17 protein-coding genes are annotated in these 20,040 nt (G+C 72.9%); 6 read left to right on the forward strand and 11 right to left on the reverse strand.

The genetic code is table 11. From position 1 onward, the window contains the following. The first annotated feature begins 11 nt into the window (after window positions 1-11). The 3 genes from ABEG17_RS19305 to ABEG17_RS19315 all read left to right on the forward strand — a co-directional run bounded on the left by ABEG17_RS19305 (window position 12) and on the right by ABEG17_RS19315 (window position 3,942). Window positions 12-2,279: an MMPL family transporter gene (locus ABEG17_RS19305; protein ID WP_406831111.1), complete on the forward strand. Its 2,268-nt coding sequence runs from the start codon at window positions 12-14 to the stop codon at window positions 2,277-2,279. Window positions 2,280-2,308: 29 nt separating this feature from the next. Next, window positions 2,309-3,058: a hypothetical protein gene (locus ABEG17_RS19310; protein WP_406831112.1), complete on the forward strand. Its 750-nt coding sequence runs from the start codon at window positions 2,309-2,311 to the stop codon at window positions 3,056-3,058. 65 nt (window positions 3,059-3,123) lie between these two features. After that, window positions 3,124-3,942, forward strand: a complete 819-nt coding sequence (locus ABEG17_RS19315) for a DUF427 domain-containing protein (RefSeq protein WP_406831113.1) — start codon at window positions 3,124-3,126, stop codon at window positions 3,940-3,942. Window positions 3,943-3,991: 49 nt separating this feature from the next. Here ABEG17_RS19315 and aspS read toward each other — a convergent pair whose 3' ends face one another. Both aspS and ABEG17_RS19325 read right to left on the reverse strand, forming a co-directional pair. Then, a complete protein-coding gene (gene aspS, locus ABEG17_RS19320) occupies window positions 3,992-5,821 on the reverse strand; it encodes an aspartate--tRNA ligase (protein WP_406831114.1) in 1,830 nt (609 codons plus the stop codon). A 136-nt stretch (window positions 5,822-5,957) separates the two neighbouring features. Next, entirely contained in the window at window positions 5,958-6,374 is a 417-nt protein-coding gene (locus tag ABEG17_RS19325) for a YchJ family protein (RefSeq protein ID WP_406831115.1), read from the reverse strand. Window positions 6,375-6,445: 71 nt separating this feature from the next. Here ABEG17_RS19325 and ABEG17_RS19330 point away from each other — a divergent pair, with 71 nt between their 5' ends. Genes ABEG17_RS19330 through ABEG17_RS19340 form a run of 3 tightly spaced genes read left to right on the forward strand, consistent with a single transcriptional unit; the run spans window position 6,446 to window position 9,287 of the window. Continuing rightward, entirely contained in the window at window positions 6,446-7,552 is a 1,107-nt protein-coding gene (locus tag ABEG17_RS19330) for a hypothetical protein (protein ID WP_406831116.1), read from the forward strand. Continuing rightward, complete coding sequence (locus tag ABEG17_RS19335; RefSeq protein ID WP_406831118.1) at window positions 7,549-8,475, forward strand: ABC transporter ATP-binding protein; 927 nt, start codon at window positions 7,549-7,551, stop codon at window positions 8,473-8,475. The genes ABEG17_RS19330 and ABEG17_RS19335 overlap by 4 nt, the downstream gene beginning before the upstream one ends. After that, window positions 8,472-9,287, forward strand: a complete 816-nt coding sequence (locus ABEG17_RS19340) for an ABC transporter permease (RefSeq protein ID WP_406831120.1) — start codon at window positions 8,472-8,474, stop codon at window positions 9,285-9,287. The genes ABEG17_RS19335 and ABEG17_RS19340 overlap by 4 nt, the downstream gene beginning before the upstream one ends. Here ABEG17_RS19340 and ABEG17_RS19345 read toward each other — a convergent pair. The 9 genes from ABEG17_RS19345 to recN all read right to left on the reverse strand — a co-directional run bounded on the left by ABEG17_RS19345 (window position 9,277) and on the right by recN (window position 20,040). After that, window positions 9,277-10,083 carry a lipase family alpha/beta hydrolase gene (locus tag ABEG17_RS19345; RefSeq protein WP_406831121.1) on the reverse strand — a complete coding sequence of 269 codons (807 nt, stop codon included), beginning with the start codon at window positions 10,081-10,083 and terminating at the stop codon, window positions 9,277-9,279. The two genes, ABEG17_RS19340 and ABEG17_RS19345, sit on opposite strands and share 11 nt — an antisense overlap. 7 nt (window positions 10,084-10,090) lie before the next feature. Beyond that, complete coding sequence (locus ABEG17_RS19350; protein WP_406831122.1) at window positions 10,091-10,735, reverse strand: NUDIX domain-containing protein; 645 nt, start codon at window positions 10,733-10,735, stop codon at window positions 10,091-10,093. Continuing rightward, window positions 10,732-12,438 carry a CTP synthase gene (locus ABEG17_RS19355; RefSeq protein ID WP_406831123.1) on the reverse strand — a complete coding sequence of 569 codons (1,707 nt, stop codon included), beginning with the start codon at window positions 12,436-12,438 and terminating at the stop codon, window positions 10,732-10,734. Before ABEG17_RS19355 ends, ABEG17_RS19350 begins: the two co-directional genes overlap by 4 nt. 11 nt (window positions 12,439-12,449) lie before the next feature. Then, the gene (locus ABEG17_RS19360) at window positions 12,450-13,559 is read right to left on the reverse strand and encodes a glycosyltransferase family 4 protein (RefSeq protein WP_406831125.1); all 1,110 of its coding nucleotides are present in this window, start codon (window positions 13,557-13,559) and stop codon (window positions 12,450-12,452) included. Further along, the gene (gene murJ, locus ABEG17_RS19365) at window positions 13,556-15,274 is read right to left on the reverse strand and encodes a murein biosynthesis integral membrane protein MurJ (RefSeq protein ID WP_406831127.1); all 1,719 of its coding nucleotides are present in this window, start codon (window positions 15,272-15,274) and stop codon (window positions 13,556-13,558) included. The genes ABEG17_RS19360 and murJ overlap by 4 nt, the downstream gene beginning before the upstream one ends. Beyond that, window positions 15,271-16,107: a hypothetical protein gene (locus ABEG17_RS19370; protein ID WP_406831128.1), complete on the reverse strand. Its 837-nt coding sequence runs from the start codon at window positions 16,105-16,107 to the stop codon at window positions 15,271-15,273. Before ABEG17_RS19370 ends, murJ begins: the two co-directional genes overlap by 4 nt. Before the next feature lie 7 nt (window positions 16,108-16,114). Continuing rightward, a complete protein-coding gene (locus ABEG17_RS19375) occupies window positions 16,115-17,053 on the reverse strand; it encodes a copper transporter (RefSeq protein ID WP_406831129.1) in 939 nt (312 codons plus the stop codon). Next, entirely contained in the window at window positions 17,050-18,234 is a 1,185-nt protein-coding gene (gene steA / locus ABEG17_RS19380; RefSeq protein WP_406831130.1) for a putative cytokinetic ring protein SteA, read from the reverse strand. The genes ABEG17_RS19375 and steA overlap by 4 nt, the downstream gene beginning before the upstream one ends. A gap of 84 nt (window positions 18,235-18,318) precedes the next feature. After that, window positions 18,319-20,040: a DNA repair protein RecN gene (gene recN, locus ABEG17_RS19385; protein WP_406831132.1), complete on the reverse strand. Its 1,722-nt coding sequence runs from the start codon at window positions 20,038-20,040 to the stop codon at window positions 18,319-18,321.

Consider the following 20,040-nt stretch of genomic DNA (forward strand, 5'->3'; position numbering starts at 1 on the left):
GGCTATCCCCCGTGACCGACGCGCCCGACCACCGCGACCCCCGCGACCACCCCGGGCGAGGACGACACCGCGCCGACCGTCGCGGCTCGCAGCATCCCGAACGCTCCGGTTCCGCCCTCTCCCGCCTCGGTGGGCTGGTCGGGCGCCATCCGCGGACCGTCATCGTCGTCTGGCTCCTGGCGGTCGTCGCCTCGTTCGCCGGAGCGACCGGTGCGTTCGGCAACCAGTCGCTGTTCGACCGCCTCAAGTCCGGCGACCCGTCGGTGGCGGGCGAGAACCTCCAGGGTCGCGACCAGCTCGTCGCCGCGGGACGGTCGGCCACGTCGACCCACCTGCTCCAGGTGACCGACGCCCCTGCCGGCGCCCCCGCCACCGTGGCCGCGGTCACCAAGGCTGCGGCGGCCATCAGCCGGATCGACGGCGTCGCGTCCGTAGCCGCGCCCCAGCTGGTGCCGGCGGGGCTCGACAGCCCCGCGGCCAAGACCCTGCTGCCGACCAGCGGTGACGGGTTCGCGGCGGTGGTGACGTTCGATCCCGCTCTCGAGGGCGCGGCGCGCGACCGTGCCCAGGCGCAGGTCGACCAGCAGCTCCACGACCTCGTGGCAGCCATTCCCGGCGCCCACGGCACGACCGGTGGGCTGGCCGACCTCATCCACGCGATCACCTCCCAGGTCGAGAAGGACCTGCGCGCCGGCGAGGGCATCGCCCTGCCGATCAGCTTCCTCGTGATGGTGCTCGTGTTCGGTGGCTTCGTCGCCGCCGGCATGCCCATCATCGGCGCCATCGCCTCGATCGCCGGGGCGCTGGCCTCCCTGCTCGGCTTCTCCCACCTCATCGACCTCGACGCCACCGTCGTCAACGTCGTGACGGTCCTCGGGCTCGGCCTGTGCATCGACTACGGCCTGCTCACGGTCAGCCGGTTCCGGGAGGAGCTGCGCAGCCGGGTGCAGGGACGACCCGCGTCCGAGATCACCCACGAGGAGGTGCTGGACTCCATCGTCCGCACCGTCGACTCGGCCGGGCGCACGGTGGTCTTCTCCGGGCTCACCGTGGCGATCTCGCTCGGTGGGCTGCTGGTGTTCCAGGCCTCGATCCTCAAGGCGATCGGCTCGGCCGGGCTGTCCGTGGTGGTCGTGGCGATGCTCGTCGCACTGACCCTCGTGCCCGCCCTGTGCGTCGTCGGCGCCAAGCGGCTGCTCAGGAGGGGCACCGAGCAGGCACCCGAGGAAGGGGTGTTCTCGCGGCTCGCCAGATGGGTGTTCCGGCGTCCCGTGCTCATCATCATCGCCGTGCTCGCGGTCCTCGGGACCCTCGCGGCTCCCGCGTTCGACCTGCGGCTCACGTCGTCGGGCAAGGAGCTCCTGCCGGTGAGTGCGCCACAGCGCGAGTTCTTCACCACCCTCGGCGACCGCTACCCCGCGCTGGCCGGTCCCGATGTGCAGGTCGTCGCCACCGCGAACCTCGCGCAGGCCCAGGCGTATGCCGCCGCGCTGCCCGTCGTGGACGGGCACCGCCTCACCGGGCGGGTCGAGAAGGTGAACGACTCGCTGAGCCTGATCTCGATCGACACCCCGGGCGGCCCACTCGACGACGCTGCCCGCCACGCGGTGACCGCCCTGCGCGCCGACCGACCGGACTTCCCCACCAAGGTGATCGGCCAGGCGTCGGGGTTGCGCGACTTCACCGACTCGTTGCGGGCGCGGGCGCCCTACGCGTTCGCGCTCGTGGCGCTGGCGACCCTGGTGCTCCTCTTCCTCATGACGGGGTCGGTGGTGATCCCTGTCAAGGCCCTGCTGATGAACGTCGTCTCGCTCTTCGCCAGCCTCGGGGTGGTCGTGTGGGTGTTCCAGCAGGGGCACCTGCAGGGACCCCTCGGGTTCGACTCCGTCGGGGCGATCGAGTCGACGATCCCGATGCTGGTGCTGGCGTTCGGGTTCGGGTTGTCGATGGACTACGAGGTGTTCCTGCTGTCTCGCATCGTCGAGCTGCACGAACGCGGCGCCAGCAACGACGAGGCCATCATCCTGGGTCTGCAACGGTCGGGCCGCATCATCACCTCGGCCGCCGTCCTCGTCGTCATCGTGTTCTCGGGGTTCGTCGCCGGCCAGCTCCTCATCATCAAGGAGACCGGCGTCGGCCTGGCGGTCGCGGTGCTGCTGGACGCCACCCTCGTGCGGATGCTGCTCGTCCCCGCCACGATGGCGCTGCTCGGCGACTGGAACTGGTGGGCGCCCGCCGGCCTCAAGAGGTGGCACTCACGGTTCGGGATCACCGAGTGAGTGGGGGTGAGTTCGTATCGAACCGCCCTGTGCTGCAAGAGATCTCCCACCACGAGGAGCTGATCGGGTTCGGCGGGGGCAGTGCGTTCCTGCGCTGGGACGTCCCCGCGCCGTTGAGCACTCCGGCCCACTGCCTCGGTGAGGCGTTGGCGCTCCCCCGGCAGACGCACACCCGCCCCAACGGGCTGCTGCTCATGGGTCCACCCGACGACGTCGAGTCCCTGCTCGCCGTGATGGTCGACGCGGCGCTGGTGCCCGACGCCCTGGCCAGGGTGACCGTGCAACGCGGCTCCCTCGACGCGGTCGCGCGGCACCTGCCACTGGCCGACGGCAACGACTGGGAGTGGCTCTGCGCGACCCAGCCTCCGCCCACGGTCGCGGGCGAGGCACGCGTGAGGGTGCTCGGCCCGGACGACGTCGCCGAGATCCGCGCCCTTCTCGCCGTGGCCAACCCGCGCACCGACGCGCGGCCGTTCGAGCACCCCGGGCAGCACTGGGTCGGGGTCAGGTCCGACGACGGCGGCCTGGTCGCGTGTGGCGTGCGCGAGCCCAACCTCGCCGGCCACCCGCACCTGTCCGGCATCACCGTGCACCAGGCCGAGCGAGGCACCGGGCTCGGGCTGGCCGTGACGGCCCGCCTGACCTGCGACGGCGTCTCGGAGTCGGGGGTGTGCACGCTCGGGATGTACTCCGAGAACGCCGTCGCCCGTCGCGTCTACACCGGCCTGGGCTACGGGGACACGCACGAGTGGTCGAGCCGGCGGTTGGCCACGGCCTAGGTCGCGCCCTGCTCCTCCCGGGACGACCCATTGCCGCTGTGCCGCGCACCGAGGATCGTGGGTCCATGGCCCTCGACCTGTCCGCCCAGCTGTTCCACGACCTGCCGCAGCTGCGCTGCGCCCCCACGACCAAGCGGCTGCGCGCCTCGCGCCACGGCCGCGTCGTCGCCGAGACCACGGACGCCATGCTCGTGTGGGAGCCGCGCCGTGTCGTGCCGGAGTATGCCGTGCCGCCGGCCGCGTTCACGGTGGACCTGGTCGACCTCCCCCGCCGTGAGCTGCCTGATGGCCTGCCCCCGGTGCTCGGTCCGCCGCACTTCGAGCTCCACACCTGCCCCGGGACCCCCGTGGCGGTGCTCGAGGACGACGGGCCCGTCGAGGTGGGGTTCCGCCCCGACGACCCCGACCTCGGTGGACGCATCCTGCTCGACTTCGCGTTGTTCGACTGGGTGGAGGAGAGCCAGCCGGTGATGGGCCATGCCCACGACCCGTTCAAGCGGATCGACGTGCTGACCAGCGACCGGCACGTCGTCGTGGAGCTGGCCGGTCAGGTGCTGGCCGACTCGCGCCGGGCCCTGGCCCTATACGAGACCCACCTGCCGGCCCGCTGGTACCTGCCGGTCGAGGACGTGCGGATGGACCTGCTCACGCCCTCATCGACGCACAGCGTCTGCGCCTACAAGGGACAGGCGAGCTACCTGAGCGCATCCGTCGAGGGAGGGGACGACATCGCGTGGTTCTACCCCGAGCCGCTCGACGACGCGGTGCGGGTGCGCGACCGGGTGGCCTTCTGGTCCGAACGCGCCACGGTGACGGTCGACGGCGAGCGCGTGACGGGCGGCATGCCCGACGCCGGACGACCGGTACGGCGCCCGCTCGGGTGAGCGGGCGCCATACCTGTGACCGCGTTCCCCGGCGCGCCGGGGAACGCGGTCAGCTGGTGACGGGGTTGACCGCGTCAGCTCCCTGGGCGGCGGGGGCGTCGGCGGCCGGCTTGGCGTCGACACCGGCCTCCTTGCGCTGCGCCGGCGTGATGGGGGCGGGCGCCGCCGTCAGCGGGTCGTAGCCGCCACCGGACTTGGGGAACGCGATGACGTCGCGGATCGACTCCGTGCCGGCGAGCAGGGACACGATGCGGTCCCAGCCGAAGGCGATGCCGCCGTGCGGCGGGGCGCCGAAGGCGAAGGCGTCGAGGAGGAAGCCGAACTTCTCCTGCGCCTCCTCCTGCGACAGGCCCATGACCTGGAACACCCGCTCCTGGACGTCGCGGCGGTGGATACGGATGGAGCCGCCACCGATCTCGTTGCCGTTGCAGACCATGTCGTAGGCGTAGGCGAGCGCCGACCCGGGGTCGGTGTCGAAGGTGTCGAGGAACTCGTCCTTCGGCGAGGTGAACGCGTGGTGCACCGCGGTCCAGGCGCTGTAGCCGAGGGCCACGTCACCCGAGGCGGTCGCGTCGGCGCTGGGCTCGAACAGGGGCGCGTCGAGCACCCACAGGAACGCCCAGGCGTCCTCGTCGATGAGGTCGCAGCGACGACCGATCTCCAGGCGGGCCGCCCCGAGCAGGGCACGCGAGGACTTGGTCGCCCCCGCGCCGAAGAAGATGCAGTCACCCGGCTGCGCGCCGACGTGCGCGGCGAGGCCGTCGCGCTCGGCGTCCGTGAGGTTCTTGGCGACCGGGCCGCCGAGGGTGCCGTCCTCCTGCACGAGCACGTAGGCCAGGCCCTTCGCCCCGCGACTCCTGGCCCAGTCCTGCCAGGCGTCGAGCTGCTTGCGCGGCTGCGCGGCGCCACCGGGCATGACGACCGCACCCACGTACTCGGCCTGAAAGACCCGGAACGTGGTGTCCTTGAAGTACTCGGTGCACTCGACGAGCTCGTTGCCGAACCGCAGGTCCGGCTTGTCCGAGCCGTACCTGCGCATCGCCTCGGCGTAGGTCATCTGGAGGAACGGCGCGTCGAGCTCGACCCCGATGAGCTTCCAGACCTCCTTGACGATCTGCTCGCCCAGCTCGATCACGTCGGCCTGCTCGACGAACGACATCTCGATGTCGAGCTGGGTGAACTCCGGCTGGCGGTCGGCGCGGAAGTCCTCGTCGCGGTAGCAGCGCGCGATCTGGTAGTAGCGCTCCATACCGGCGACCATGAGCAGCTGCTTGAACAGCTGGGGGCTCTGCGGCAGGGCGTACCAGGAGCCGGGTGCGAGGCGCGCGGGCACGAGGAAGTCACGGGCGCCCTCGGGGGTCGAGCGCGTCAGCGTGGGCGTCTCGATCTCGACGAAGTCGCGGGCGCCCAGCACCGAACGGGCAGCGGCGTTGACGCGTGAGCGCAGGCGGATCGCCGAGCCGGCCGACGACGCACCGGGGCGACGCAGGTCGAGGTAGCGGTGCTTGAGGCGGGCCTCCTCACCGACGGTGACGCGCTCGTCGATCTGGAACGGCAGCGGCGCCGAGGCGTTGAGCACCTCGATCTCGCTGGCGATGACCTCGATCTCGCCGGTGGGCAGGTCGGCGTTGGCGTTGCCCTCGGGGCGAGCCTTGACCTCGCCGACGATGCGCACGCAGTACTCGTTGCGCAGGTCGTGGGCCCCGCCCTCTGCGAGCACCTCGTCACGGACGACCACCTGCGCGACGCCACTGGCGTCCCTCAGATCGAGGAACGCGACTCCGCCGTGATCGCGCCGACGGGCGACCCAGCCCGTGAGCGTGACGGTCTGGCCGGAGTGGTCGGCACGCAGCGTGCCGGCCTCGTGGGTGCGAAGCACAGGGAGTTCCTTCGATATCGGGGGCAGGTTCTGGTGGGTGCTCCGAGGAGCCCGCCCATCCTACGGACCGGGTCAGGTGCCCCACGAATCGGTTTCGGCGTGGGCCGGATGCTCCCGGCGCACCGGGTGGCGGGACTCAGGGGTGGACGATGCCGTCGAGGTAGACCCAGCGTCCGGCGCGGCGCACGAACTGGCTCCGCTCGTGCAGGGACCCGTCCACGTGCCGCGCGACGAACTCGACCTCACCGGTCTCGTCGTCGGTACCGCCGTCGACGGCGTCCGTCACCTCCAGGCGCAGCCAGCCCGGGTCGGGCGCCACCTCGAGGGGCTCCGGCCGGGTGCGGGGGTGCCAGGTGCGGGCGAGGTATGGCGCGTCACCGAGGACGTACGCGGCATACCGGCTGCGCATGAGCTGCTCGGCCGTGGCGGCCACGGACCCGCCCTCGTGGAGTGGACCGCAGCACGCGGCATACGGCTCGCCGGTGCCGCACGGGCAGTCACCCGGCGCGGTGGGCATCGGCCTGCCGAAGGCCGAGGCCGGCTGCTCGTTCACGCCGCCACCGTAACCGAACCGAGGCTGCTGACGGCTGCCGGTCCCGGGCTTCGCGACGTACCGTGGGCGGGGTGATCCGCTCGTGGCGCTGGTCGGTGGTGGTGGGTTCGGCGCTGACCATCGCCGCGGTCCCGATGCTGCTGCGGGTCCTGCCCGTGGGGGGCGGCCCGGGCGATGCCGTGGCCCTGCTCCGCCGGGTCGTCGCGGCCCGCGGTGCGGCCTACTCCGGGTACGCCGAGTCCACGGGCTCGCTCGCCCTGCCGGTCGGAGACGAGTTCAACGACACCACCACGCTGCTGGGTGGCAGGACGCAGCTGCGAGTCTGGTGGCGCGGTGACCGGGACTGGCGGGTCGACACCCTGGACGCGGCCGGCGAGCGCAGCCTGCGAGTCACGCCCTCCGGGAGCTGGCAGTGGGACTTCGAGGACAGCAGGGCCACACGGGTCTTCGACGAGCCACCGGGAGCGGTGCGGCTCCCGAGGACCGGCGACGGCCTGCCCCCGGCCCTGGCCGAGCGCCTGCTCAGCGGGGCCACCCCGGGACAGGCGGCCCTCCTGCCGGGTCGGCGGGTCGCTGGCCGACCCGCCGACGGGCTGCGGATCCGGCCCCGGGACCCCCTGAGCAGCATCGACCGGATCGACGTCTGGTCCGACCGGGCCTCGGGGATCCCGGTGTCGGTCGACGTCTACGGCCGGGGCCAGTCCCGCCCGGCCCTGTCCACGACCTTCCTCGACTTCGCGCCCGGGCGTCCCGCTGCCGCCACGACGACCTTCACTCCGCCGCCGTCCGCGCGGGTCCGGTTCGACAGCCGGTTCGACCTCATCGACGCGCTCGCGAGGTTCTCACCGGCGCAGCCGCCCGACGTCCTGCGCCGGTACCGCCGCCAGGACTCCCTCATCGGCGCCGGCAGCGTGGGGTTGTACGGCAGCGGCGTCACCCAGATCGCGGTGGCGGCTCTCCCTTCGCGTCGGGCGAGTTCCCTGGAGCGACAGCTCCAGCTCGCCGCGGGGGCTCACCCCGTCGCCGCCGGAACCGTGGTCACCGTCGGCCCGGTCGGCCTGCTGCTCACCAGAGCCGACGACGCGGGCACCCGGTGGCTGCTCACCGGGACGATGACGACCGAAGGGCTGGCGGAGGCCGCTGACGAGCTGCTCGCGCGACAGCGGGCCCCGTCGTGATCCGCACGCGCGCCCTGGTCAAGAGGTATGGCGCCGTCACCGCGGTCGACGGCATCGACCTCGACGTGCGGCCGGGGGACGTGTACGGCTTCCTGGGCGCGAACGGCTCGGGCAAGACCACCACCGTGCGGTGCCTGCTCGGCCTCGTGCTGGCGACCTCCGGTGACGTGAGCGTTCTCGGTCAGTCGATGCCGAAGCACGCGGCATCCGTCCTGCCACGGGTCGGCGCGCTGGTCGAGGGTCCGGCCGCCTACGGGCACCTCTCCGGTGCCGCGAACCTCGCGACCCTCGACGCGAGCGGCCCGGCTCCCCAGGGGCCCCTCGGCGGCGGTCGGCGAGGTCGCCGGGACAGGGTCACGCACGCCCTGTCGCTCGTCGGGCTGGAGTCCGTCGGAGCCCGCCCGGTGCACGCCTACTCCCTCGGCATGCGCCAACGCCTGGGGCTGGCCGGGGCGCTGCTGCGGCAGCCCGAGCTGCTGGTCCTGGACGAACCCACCAACGGCCTGGACCCCCAGGGCATCCTCGAGGTGAGATCTCTCCTGCAGACGCTCAACGCCGCCGGGACCACGGTCTTCCTGTCGAGCCACCTCCTGGCCGAGGTCGAGGAGCTGTGCACGCGGATCGGGTTGCTCGACCGGGGGCGGCTCGTCCTGCAGGAGGACCTGGCGACCCTGCGCGCACCCACGGGGCGAGTCGTGGTGCGCACCCCGGATGCGGCGGAGGCCCACCGTCTGCTCGACGGCCGGGTCGAGCTGCGCGAGGACGACCGGCTGCTCGTCCGGACCAGCGACGCGGCAGAGCTCAACACGCGGCTCGTGGCAGCAGGGCTGCGCGTCGTCGAGCTCGGGCCGGAACGTCACAGCCTCGAGGACGTCATCGCCGAACGCATGAGTGCCCGCACCCCCGGGGAGGTGGCCCGATGATCCTCGTCGAGCTCGGGAAGCTGTTCCGGCGACGCCGCACCTGGCTGACCATCGCGTTGCTCAACCTGCTGCCGACGGTGGTCGCCGTGCTCCTCGCCGTGACCGGGATCGCCCCGCGTCCGGGCCAGGGGCCGGCCTTCCTGTCCGCGGTGGTCGCGAACGGCTCGCTCTATGCGATCGCAGCGCTGGCCATCGTGCTCCCGCTGTTCCTGCCCATCTCGGTCGCTGTCGTCGCCGGAGAGGCCGTGGCCGGCGAGGCCCAGGCGGGCACCTTGCGCTACCTGCTCATCCGGCCGGTGGGTCGCACCCGGCTGCTCGTCGCGAAGCTGGTGGCCAGCGCTGCCTACGTGCTGGTCTCGGTCCTCACCGTTGCCGCCGTCGGGTTCGTGATCGGGCGGCTCACCCTCGGCAACGCGCCGCTCTCGCAGTCGATGGTCAGCATCTCCGGCACGCTGCTCTCCCCCGGGCAGATCGCGTGGCGGACCGCTGTCGCGATCGCCTTCATCACCTTCTCGATGCTCGGGGTGGCGGCGATGGCGCTGTTCCTGTCGACGTTGACCGACTCACCGCAGACGGCGACGCTCGGCGCGCTCGCCTTCCTCATCGGGTCCTCGCTGCTCCTCACGATCGACGCAGCCAGGCCGCTACAGCCCTACCTGCCGACCCGCTACTGGCTGACCTTCGTCGACCTCTACCGAGATCCGTTGCTGCTCAGCGGGATCGAGCGTGGGATCGGGCTGCAGGCCGTCTATGTCGCTGTGCTGCTCGGTGCCGCGTGGGCCAACTTCGCGACGAAGGACGTCACGAGCTGAGCCGGGCACAGTCGGCCGGGCCCCAGGCGGGAACGGGACCGGCCCCCAGCGACCCGGCCACCATGGCCCGGACCACGCCATCTTCAGGCAGTCCCGAGTGACGCACCCGGTCGTCCGGGCACACGTCCTGGACGGCGACGCTTCTGGCGCCGTCCAGCTCGGCCGAGGCGGGCGGGAGGACGACGTCGTCCTGGGTCGTCCAGACAGAGAGGTATCGAGGCCCGGCTGGCAGTGCCACGCCGTTCAGCCGTGCGAGGACCGGGCTCGTCGGGTCCAGCTGCTGGCAGGCGACAGGGCAGGCGCCGGCGACGAGGGCGCCGAGCCCGGCGAGCTGGGTCCCGTGGTGCGGTGACCCGAGGGTGACCAGTCGCCGGACCGAGGCGGCGCCGCCACCCTCCTGCACCCACATCCGGGCGACGATCCCCCCGGCTGAGTAGCCGACCACGTCCACCGAGGACGCGCCGGTGCGGGCCAGCACCCTCGTCGCCACAGCGGAGAGCGCGTCGGCCTGGTCCCGCAGGTCCCCGAGTGCCCGGTCCGGGAGCTCGACCACCGTCACGTCGCGGCCGGCGGACCGCAGGCTCGCAGCGAGTGGGCCCAGCGATGCTGTCGAGCCGCCGTACCCCGGGACGAGCAGCACCGGCCCCGGCACGGCCTGGTCCACCGGGCGGCCCGGCCCCTCGCTCGTGGCGAGGTGCGCTACGACGAACGCACAGATCCCGACGGCTGCTGCCAGGACGAGCCCGCCGACCGCCAGCACCAGACGACGTCGGGCCGGGGCGAGGGCGGACAGCACACCACCATCATGCGCTGCGCCGTGGCCAGGGCGCGTCGACCGGGCGCAACGTGGACCAGCCCTGCTCCCGGGAGGCCAGCGCCGCGAGGGCCGCGATGCCCATGGTGGCGTTGTGCAGGTCGCCGGCGAGGAACGCGTCACGCACCTGCTCCAGCGGGACCCAGCGCAGCGGCATGCCGAGCTCCTCACCGTCGCGGGTGTGGCGGTCCTCGTGGGGCACGGGCGAGAGGTCGCGGGCGAGGTAGATGCGCAGCGCCTCGTCCAGGCCCCCGGGCGAGCTGACGTAGTCGGCCAGCACGTGCCACGTGCCGGCCACGAGGTCGGCCTCCTCGTGCAGCTCGCGCGCGGCACCGACGTGCGGGGCCTCACCCTCGACGTCGAGCAGCCCGGCAGGGATCTCCCACTCGAAGGTGCGGACCGGGTGACGGTACTGCTGGATCAGGGCGATCCGTCCCTCGGCGTCGACGGCTGCCACCGCCACGGCGCCGGGGTGCCGCACGAACTCGCGCGTCACCGCGCCCGCCTCCCCGAGGTCGACCGTCTCGCTGACGACGTCCCAGACCCGTCCCCGGAAAACGGTCTCCGAGGCGACCACGGGTCGCTCCTCGAAGCGGTCGGCCAGCGGGCCATCGCCCTCGAGCGACTCGCTCACGCGGTGACGTCTGCGGTCGACCGGGGTCGCTCGACCTCGACCAGGCGAGCGGCTCGCTGCGCGTCGATCGCGGCCTTGACGAGCCCCGCGAACAACGGGTGGGCTCGGTGCGGGCGCGACTTGAACTCCGGGTGCGCCTGCGTCGAGACGTAGTAGGGGTGCACCTCGCGGGGCAGCTCGACGAACTCGACGAGGTTGTTGTCTGGGCTCAGGCCGGAGAACACCAGGCCGGCCTTCTCCAGCTCGGGGCGGTAGGCGTTGTTGACCTCGTAGCGGTGCCGGTGGCGCTCGTCCACGGCGGCCGCGCCATACGCCTCGGCGACGACCGAGCCCTCGGCGAGCTTCGCGGGGTAGGAGCCCAGGCGCATCGTGCCACCCAGGTCGCCAGCGCCCTCGACGAACGCCTTCTGCTCCTCCATCGTGGCGATGACGGGAGCCGTGGTGCTCGGGTCGAACTCCGTGGAGCTCGCCCCCTCGATGCCGGCGACGTTGCGGGCGTACTCGATGACCATGCACTGCAGGCCCAGGCAGATGCCGAGCGTCGGCACCTGCTTCTCGCGGGCCCAGCGCAGGGCGCCGAGCTTGCCCTCGATGCCGCGCACGCCGAAGCCGCCGGGCACGAGCACCGCGTCGACACCGCCGAGCGCGCGCTGCGCCCCCGCCTCGGTCTGGCAGTCGTCGCTGGCCACCCAGCGGATCTTGACCTTGGCGTCGTTCTGGAAGCCGCCGGCGCGCATCGCCTCGGTGACCGACAGGTAGGCGTCGGGCAGGTCGATGTACTTGCCGACGAGCGCGATCTCGACGGTGTGCTCGGGGCTGTGCACGCGGCGCAGCAGCTCGTCCCAGTCGTGCCAGTCGACGTCGCGGAACGGCAGCCCGAGCCGGCGGATGACGTAGGCGTCGAGGCCCTCCTTGTGCAGGACCTTCGGGATGTCGTAGATGCTCGGGGCGTCGACGCACGCCGCCACGGCCTCGGTGTCGACGTCGCACATCAGCGAGATCTTGCGCTTGATCCCGTCCGGGATCCCCCGGTCGGCGCGCAGCACGAGCCCGTCGGGCTGGATGCCGACCTGGCGCAGGGCTGCGACGGAGTGCTGGGTCGGCTTGGTCTTCAGCTCACCGCTGGGGGCGAGGTACGGGACCAGCGAGACGTGCAGGAAGAAGACGTTGTCGCGGCCCACGTCGTGGCGGACCTGACGGGCGGCTTCGAGGAAGGGCAGCGACTCGATGTCGCCGACGGTGCCGCCGATCTCGGTGATGATGATGTCCGGGGCCTCGGACTGCCGGACCCCGGGGCTGCCGGCGGCCTGCGCCCGCATGCGTTCCTTGATCTCGTTGGTGATGTGCGGGATGACCTGGACCGTGTCGCCGAGGTACTCCCCGCGCCGCTCCTTGGCGATCACCTGGTTGTAGACCTGGCCCGTCGTGACGTTGGCACTGCCCACGAGGTTGCTGTCGAGGAACCGCTCGTAGTGCCCGACGTCGAGGTCCGTCTCGGCCCCGTCGTCGGTCACGAAGACCTCGCCGTGCTGGAACGGGTTCATCGTCCCGGGGTCCACGTTGAGGTACGGATCGAGCTTCTGCATCGTGACGCGTAGACCGCGTGCCCGCAGAAGAAGGCCGAGGCTCGACGCCGTCAGACCCTTGCCCAATGAGGAGGCAACGCCCCCGGTTACGAAGATGTGTTTCGTCTGCTCCACCACGGGATTCAAGCCTACGTCATCCCGGGCAGGGCTGAGTACCACTCGCGCCAGCGACGCGCGGTCGCGAGCCCGTCGTCCCACGACGTGGCGCGCTCGCGCCCCTGCTGGGAGAGTCGTCCGCGGCGTTCCGGGTCGCCCAGGACCGACTCGACGGCCCGCGCGAACCCGGGCGCGTCGCCGACCGGGACGAGTACGCCGGCACCGTCGACGAGGTCGTGCAGGCCACCGGTGTCCGCAGCCACCACCGGCAGTCCGGCTGCCATGGCCTCCTGGACGACCAGGGCGCGCGCCTCCCACCGACTGGGCAGCACGAACACCTCGGCGGCCCTGAGCCACGGGGTGGGATCGGTCACCGCACCGATGAAGTGGACCGGGGCGCCCCGGTCCCCGGCGCGCCGGCGCAGCTCCGCCAGGAGCCTCGTGTCCCCGTCCCCCACGACCACCCACTGGATGGGCGCGGCCACCGCTACGGCGGCGTCCACGAGGACGTCGAGGCTCTTCTGGGGCGCGATCCTCGAGATCGTGAGCACCAGGGCCCCGGTCGCCGGTATGCCGTGTGCGGCCAGGAGCGCGCCGGCCGCCTCCGCGCGTGCCCGCACGTCGACGAGCGGGGCTGCGGCGAGCGCCGGGACCCGGGGGGACGGGACGGGAGCCAGCCGCGCTGCACGGGCGCCGTGCGCGGTGGCGACCTGGACGAGGTCGCTCGAGGCGCCGGTCACCAGGGCGGCCCGGCGGGCGACGATCGTCTGCACCACCCGGGACACCAGCGCGCGCGGACCGGCTCCCGACAGCACGGCGTTGTGCTGGCTGACGACGACCGGCGTCGACGTGCCGGTCGCAGCGAGGACGGCGAACAGCCCGGCCTGGTGGCCGTGGGCGTGGACGACGTCCGAGCTGCGCGCGAGACCGCGCAGCCGTCGCACCGAGCGCAGGGCCCCCCTGACACCCGCGCGCCGGTCGGGCCACCAGCGCAGCGCGTCCGGCAGCTCGAACCGCTCGGCGGTGAGGTCGTCCGTCACGACGACCACGTCGTCGCCGAGGCTGCGCAAGTGGGCGGCGAGGTCGACCGCGTGCAGGCCGATGCCCCCGGTGGAGCGACCGACGACCATCGCGATCCTCACGCGTGGCTCCCCCGGCGACGGCTGCGGCCCCGGTCGCGCAGGCCCTTGATGGTGCTGCGGTCCGCGACCGCCATCACGGCGAGGTAGATCACCAGCGTCACGACCACCACGACGACCCCGCTGCCCAAGGCGCTCCACATCGAGTCGGTGGGCAGCGACCTGGCGAGCGCGTCACCGACACCGAGGGCGACGGCGACGGCGACGACTGCCGCCCCGAGCGTGCGGCCGCTGCCCGCCGTCGCCTCCGCCCCCCAGGACCGGCGGACGAGCACCACGAGAGCGAGCGCCGACAACGTCATGCCCAGCGACGAGGCCACACCCAGGACCCCGAGGGTCTGGCCGGCGGAGGAGCCCTCCGGCAGCAGGGCCAGCGGCATGAGGGCGGCCACCGCCCAGCCCCCGGCGACGGCGGCAGCGGCAAGCGACGGTCGACCCCGGACGTAGAGGGCCCTGGTCAGCAGGGCCGCGACGCCGAAGCCCACGATCCCGGGGGCGTATGCGGACAGCGCACCGGGCAGGGCGGCGAGGGCAGGACCGCCTCCTGCGCCGGCACCGCGGTCGAGGTGGCCGAAGAACGCCCCGACCGGCTGGGCCACCGCCATGAGAACGGCGGCCGACCCGGCGGTGAGCAGGACGATGCCCTGCATGGCGCGGGCCAGGGTGTCCCTGGACGCCGTCCCGGCGAACCCTTCGGACTCCTCCGCCGCGGTGTGCGCCAGCGCAGGGAAGGCCGAGGTGGCGATCGGGACGGCGAGCACGGCATACGGGAGCAGGTAGACGGCCTGCACGTAGGTGAAGACGTTGACCGTGCCGACCACGTCGGTGCGGTGGTGGGTGATCCACAGGACCGTGAGGACGGCGGCCTGCTGGGCGACGAGCGCGATCACGCCGGCCCCGGCGAGCGTCGCCGCCCGGCGGGCCAAGCCGTCGGGGAAGGCCAGGGTCGGTCGCAGGCGCACGCCGGCTCGGTGCACGGGGACGAACAGCGGCAGGCTCAGCACCGCGACGCCGAGCGTGGTGCCACCGGCAAGGACCCAGACCGCAGCGTCCGGGACGTCGGCCGCCGTCGTCGCATGGTCGACCATGACGGCGTAGGCGACGTATGCCCCGATGACCACCACGCTCGACAGCAGTGGGGCCAGGGCGGCCGCGAGGAACCTGCGGTGCGCCTGCAGGACCCCGGACAGGACGATGCCCACGCCGTAGAGGAGCACCTGCGGCGCGAAGAGCACCAGCATGTGCGCGCCCAGGGTGACCTCCTCGTCGCTGGCCCGGTCCCCGAGGAGCGCGCCGCTCAGCCACTGGGCGAGCACCGCCAGCAGCACGCTGAACGGCGCGAGGACGACCACGGCCCAGGTGAGCAGCGCCGACGCGGTGCGGTCGGACTCGGCGCCGCGGCCCAGGCCGAGCTGTCCGGCGATCAGGGGGACGGCCACGGCGGCGAGCACTCCCCCGGCAGCCACCTCGTAGACGACGTTGGGGATGACGTTGATGGTCTGGTAGATGTCACCGACGCCGGTGGTGCCGACGCCCTTGGAGAAGACCAGGGTGCGCCCGAACCCGACGATGCGCGCGAGCAACGTGACGACGGCGATCAGGCCCGCCGCCCTGGCGATGGAGGGGCCGACCGAGTCACGCGCGGTGGCCGAGCTCTGCCGCTCGGCCGGACCCTGCCGGTCGGGTGGCCCCTGCCGGTCGGTCGAACCCGCCGTCATCGGCGCCCCAGGGCGTCGAGGTCCCGAAGGACCGGCGTCGACTCGATGACCTTGGTGAAGGACACCTTCTCGGAGGCCAGGGTCAAGGCGCTCAGCACGGCCAGCGACACCAGTCGGCCGCGCCGACCGGTCGACTGCACGAGGGCGCTGCCCAGCAGGGCGCCGGCGCTGTTGGCCCCGGTGTCGCCCAGCATGGCCGTCCCCGCGAGGTCGGGCCGCAGCAGACCGACGGCTGCTCCGGCCGCAGCGGCGCCCGCAGCAGCCGATGGCGCACGAGTCCCGGCCAGCGCGCCCCAGAGCAGCGTGACCTTCAGGGCCCGACCCGGGCGCAGGTCCAACAGGTTGAGCAGGTTGGCCGAGCCGGCCACCACCCCCGCACCGACGAGCGTGTCGACGAACGTGGGCGTGTCACCCGCGGCCACGCGCCCGGCGCGACGGCTGGCTCCGTCGACCAGCGCTGCGCTGGCCAAACCGGTCAGTCCCAGGCCCAGGATCTTGACGGCACCGGTGGTCACCTCGCCGCGGGCGAGCGCCCCGAGGTGTCCCTTGAACCCCTTGCTGCTCGAGTCGCCGACGAGGTCGTCGACGGCACCGAGACCGGCCGCCGCGGCAGCGGCGAGCACCGGGCCCGGGCCTGCCCCTGCGAAGCCGGCGGCACACGCCGCTCCCGCGGCATACGCGGGGCCCTCGAGGAGCGTCACGGTCCCCCCGGCGTGGTTGGTGCGGTCCCAGCTCTCGGCACCGCCCGGCGGGCTCCCCCGCAGCAGCCGCAGCGCGGTCGCGGCGACGACACCGGCGAGCACACCACCCACCACCGGGTGCAGCGAAGGCACGAGTGGCCTACTTCGTCGCGAGCTGCGGGAACGAGGCGGCGGCGTCACCGGCGAGACCGTAGTGCCCGGCCTTGCCCGCCTCCTGCTCGAGGAGGCCGAACACGACGCTCGCCTCGCCCATCGGCACCTCACCGTCGTCGACGGTGGACAGCACGTCGGACATGTCGTTGTCGTCGCGCACGCTGGTGACGACGGAGGAGACGTTGGTGGCGCCGGGGACCGCGCTGGTGCTGGTCAGCACGGCGCCGGAGCCGGCCCCGTCGATCGCGACGGACAGCTGCGCCAGAGCCGTGGCGCGGGCGGTCCGCTGCGCGGAGTCCGATCCCGTCACCGGGCCGGAGACGACGACCGCGACGCTGGCCGGGACGACGGTGTCGGAGCTGTACTTGATGAGGTCGCCGGTGCGCAGGGTCTCCAGGGCCTGACGAGCCCCCGTCGAACCCCCTCCGGCCTTGCTCAGGAGCGACCGGGCGAGGACAGCGTCGATGACGGTGCCCTGGGAGTCCAGGGGCACCCCGACCGCGCTCGCGAGCTGCTGTCCGAGGCTGGTGCGGAACGACTCCTTGTCCGGGTCGACCCACGAGTCCTGCACCTGGATCGAGGAGCCGATCTTGGCCCCAGCGGCGGTCAGGGCCGCGGTCGTCGACTTCACGAGCCCGGCGTCGGCGCCGGGCAGCGCGACCACGGCGACGGTCGTGTCGGTGAGGCGACCGGCGAGCAGGGTGCGGTTGCTCGCGATGGTGAAGTCGTCGCGCGCCTTGGTGCCGCGGTCGGCCTGGTCGAGCTCCGCCCGCAGGGTGGCCTTGTCGGTGCGGAGGTTCTTCACCTCGGAGGTCAGGGTGTTGCCCAGGTCCTCCTTGAGGGGACCGGCACCGAGCACGATGCCCACCGCGAGCGCGAGGAAGATCGAGACGATGGAGACGAGGTGGTAACGAAAGTCGATCACGTGACGATTCCTACGACGAAGGACCACAGATCGTCCCAGCGAGCGCCGAGGATCTGCAGGAGGGCACGGCCGCCCGTGGTCGACCAGAGCGCCGCGAACAGGGCGCTCAGTCCGACCAGGAGCATGAGCGTGAGGCTGAGGTTGGAGATGCGCGAGCGGTAGAGGCGGCTGACACCCTTGGCGTCGACGAGCTTGCCGCCCACCCGCAGCCGGGTCAGGAAGGTGCTGGCCATGCCGCTGCGACCCTTGTCGAGGAACTCGACCAGGGTCGCGTGGGTGCCGACGGCGACGATGAGCTCAGCGCCCTTGTCGTCGGCCAGCAGCATGGCGACGTCTTCGCTGGTGCCGGTGGCCGGGAAGACGATCGGCTCGATCCCGAGGCGACGGACCCGGTCCAGCCCGGGCGCGTTGCCGTCACGGTAGGCGTGGACGACGATCTCCGCGCCGCACCGCAGGGTGGCGTCGGACACCGAGTCCATGTCACCGACGATGAGGTCCGGCTTCAGCCCGACCTCGAGGAGCGCATCCGCGCCGCCGTCGACCCCGATGAGGACCGGTCGGTACTCGCGGATGTAGCTCCGCAGCGTCTGCAGGTCTTCCTTGTAGTGGTAGCCGCGGACGACGATGAGGGCGTGCCTGCCATCGAGCTCGGTGGTGATGTCGGGGACGCCGACACCGTCGAGCAGCAGGTCACGTTCGCGACGCAGGTACTCCATCGTGTTGGCCGCGAAGGCCTCGAGCTGCACCGCCAGGCCCGCCCTGGCGTCGGTCATCGCAGCCGCGACGATCTCGTGGTCGAACGCCTGGCCACTGGCCACCACCTCGTCGCCGACCCACAGGTCGTCGCCGTCGATGCGGACCTGGGTGCCCTCCTGCAGGTCGTGCATGACGTCGGCACCAACGTTGTCGAGCAACGGGATCCCGGCGTCCAGGAGGATCTCGGGTCCGAGGTTGGGGTAGCGCCCGGAGATCGACGGTGCCGCGTTGACGACTGCTGCCGGCTTGCACGCCAGCAGGGCCTCGGCACTGACCTTGTCGATGTCCTGGTGGTTGATGACGGCGATGTCGCCGGGGCGCAACCGCTTGGTGAGGTTCTTCGTGCGGGCGTCGACGCGGGCCATCCCGCGGACCCCGGGGACGTCGGGTTCGCGGGATCGTTGACGGGCAATCTTCATGGGCATCGCGGCCATCCTCCCACGGCGACAGGACAGTTCAGCGCGCCCCACGCGGGGGCCCGGCGGCTTGCCGGACCACCGACGGGGGGGTCAGGAGGCGGCGTTCGCCGTACGCCGCGCGGAGGTGCTGGCCACGAGCTCGCGCGCGTGGTCGAGGGCTGCCTCACTCTCCCCGCCGGACATCATCCGGGCCAGCTCGCGCAGCCGCTCGTCGCCCTCGAGGGCGTGGATCCCGCTGGAGGTGATGTGACCGTCGCTGGCCTTGCGGACGACCAGGTGCCGGTCGGCGTATGCCGCGACCTGGGGTAGGTGGGTGACCACGACGACCTGGGCGTGCTCGGCCAGCGCGGCCAGCCGGGCCCCGACGTCGAGGGCGGCCGCCCCGCCGACCCCGGCGTCGACCTCGTCGAAGACGAAAGTGGGCACGTCGGCGCCACCAGCGGCGCCGGTGACGACCTCGAGGGCGAGCATGACGCGCGACAGCTCACCACCGGAGGCGGCCTTGGCCACGGTGCGGGCCGGGCTGCCGGGGTTGGCGGCGAGCAGGATCTCGACGTCGTCGCCACCGTGGCGTCCGAGACCCGCGCCGCGCGCGGTGACGGCGACCTCGATGGTGGCCTGGCCCATGGCCAGGTGCGACAGCTCGGTGGTCACCGCCTTGGCGAGCCGGGCAGCAGCCTTGGTGCGGGCCGTGGTGAGGGCGGCCGCCGCGGCGACGCGTCCACGGTCGAGCTCGGCGACCCGTGGCTCGAGCTGCTCGATCCGGGAGTCGGACCCCAGGAGCAGGTCGAGCCGGGCGGCGGCGGTGCGCCCCCACTCGAGGGCGTCCTCGACGGTCTCGCCGTACTTGCGCGTCAGTGCGGTGAGGTCGGCCCGGCGCTGCTGCACCCACGCGAGGCGGGTGGGGTCGACGTCGACGTCGGTGAGGTAGGAGCTGAGGTCGGCGGCCAGGTCGGACACGAGGTACCCGACATCGGCGAGCCTGCGGTCCAGCTCGCGCAGGGCGGGGTCGTGCTCGACCTCGCCGGCCAGCGCCTGCCTGGCCGCGGCGATGGTCTCGATCGCGCTGGGGGCCGGGTCGGCGGCATACTCCTGCGCTCCCCCGAGGTGGTCGTGGGCCAGGGACGCCGCGGTGCGCAGGCCCTCGGCGTGGCTGAGGCGCTCGTCCTCGATGCGCAGGTCGGCGTCCTCACCGAGCTGGGGGTCGAGCTGCTCGAGCTGCTCGAGGCCGTGCTGGAGCACCTCCACCTCACGGGTCCGGTCGCGCGCCTGCTCGCGCAGCATGGCCAGCTCGGCGCGAGCGGCCTCGTGCTCGTCGTAGAGCTCGGTGTACCGCTTCAGCGCCTTGGCCACCGTGGTGCCACCGAACTGGTCGAGCATCGCGCGGTGCTGCTCGCCGTGGCGCAGCCGCCACTGGTCGGCCTGGCCGTGGACCGCGACGAGGTGCTCCCCGACCTCGGCGAGCACTCCGACCGGTGCGGTGCGGCCGCCGACGTGGGCCCGTGAGCGGCCCTCGGCCGACACCGAACGGATCAGGACCAGGCCGTCTCCCACCTCTGCACCGGCCTCGGCCGCCCGCAGCGAGGCGGGGTGGTCGGCGGCGACCTCGACGAGGCCCTCGACCACCGCCGAGGCGGCGCCGGCCCGGACCAGGCCGGCGTCGGCGCGGGCGCCGAGCAGCAGCCCGAGCCCGGTCACGACCATGGTCTTGCCCGCGCCGGTCTCACCCGTGAGGACGTTGAGCCCGGGATGCAGGTCGAGCACGGCGTCGTCGATGACGCCGAGTCGCTGGATCCTCAGTTCCTGCAGCAC

Source organism: Pedococcus sp. KACC 23699 (genome assembly GCF_045348425.1).
Classification (GTDB): Bacteria; Actinomycetota; Actinomycetes; order Actinomycetales; family Dermatophilaceae; genus Pedococcus.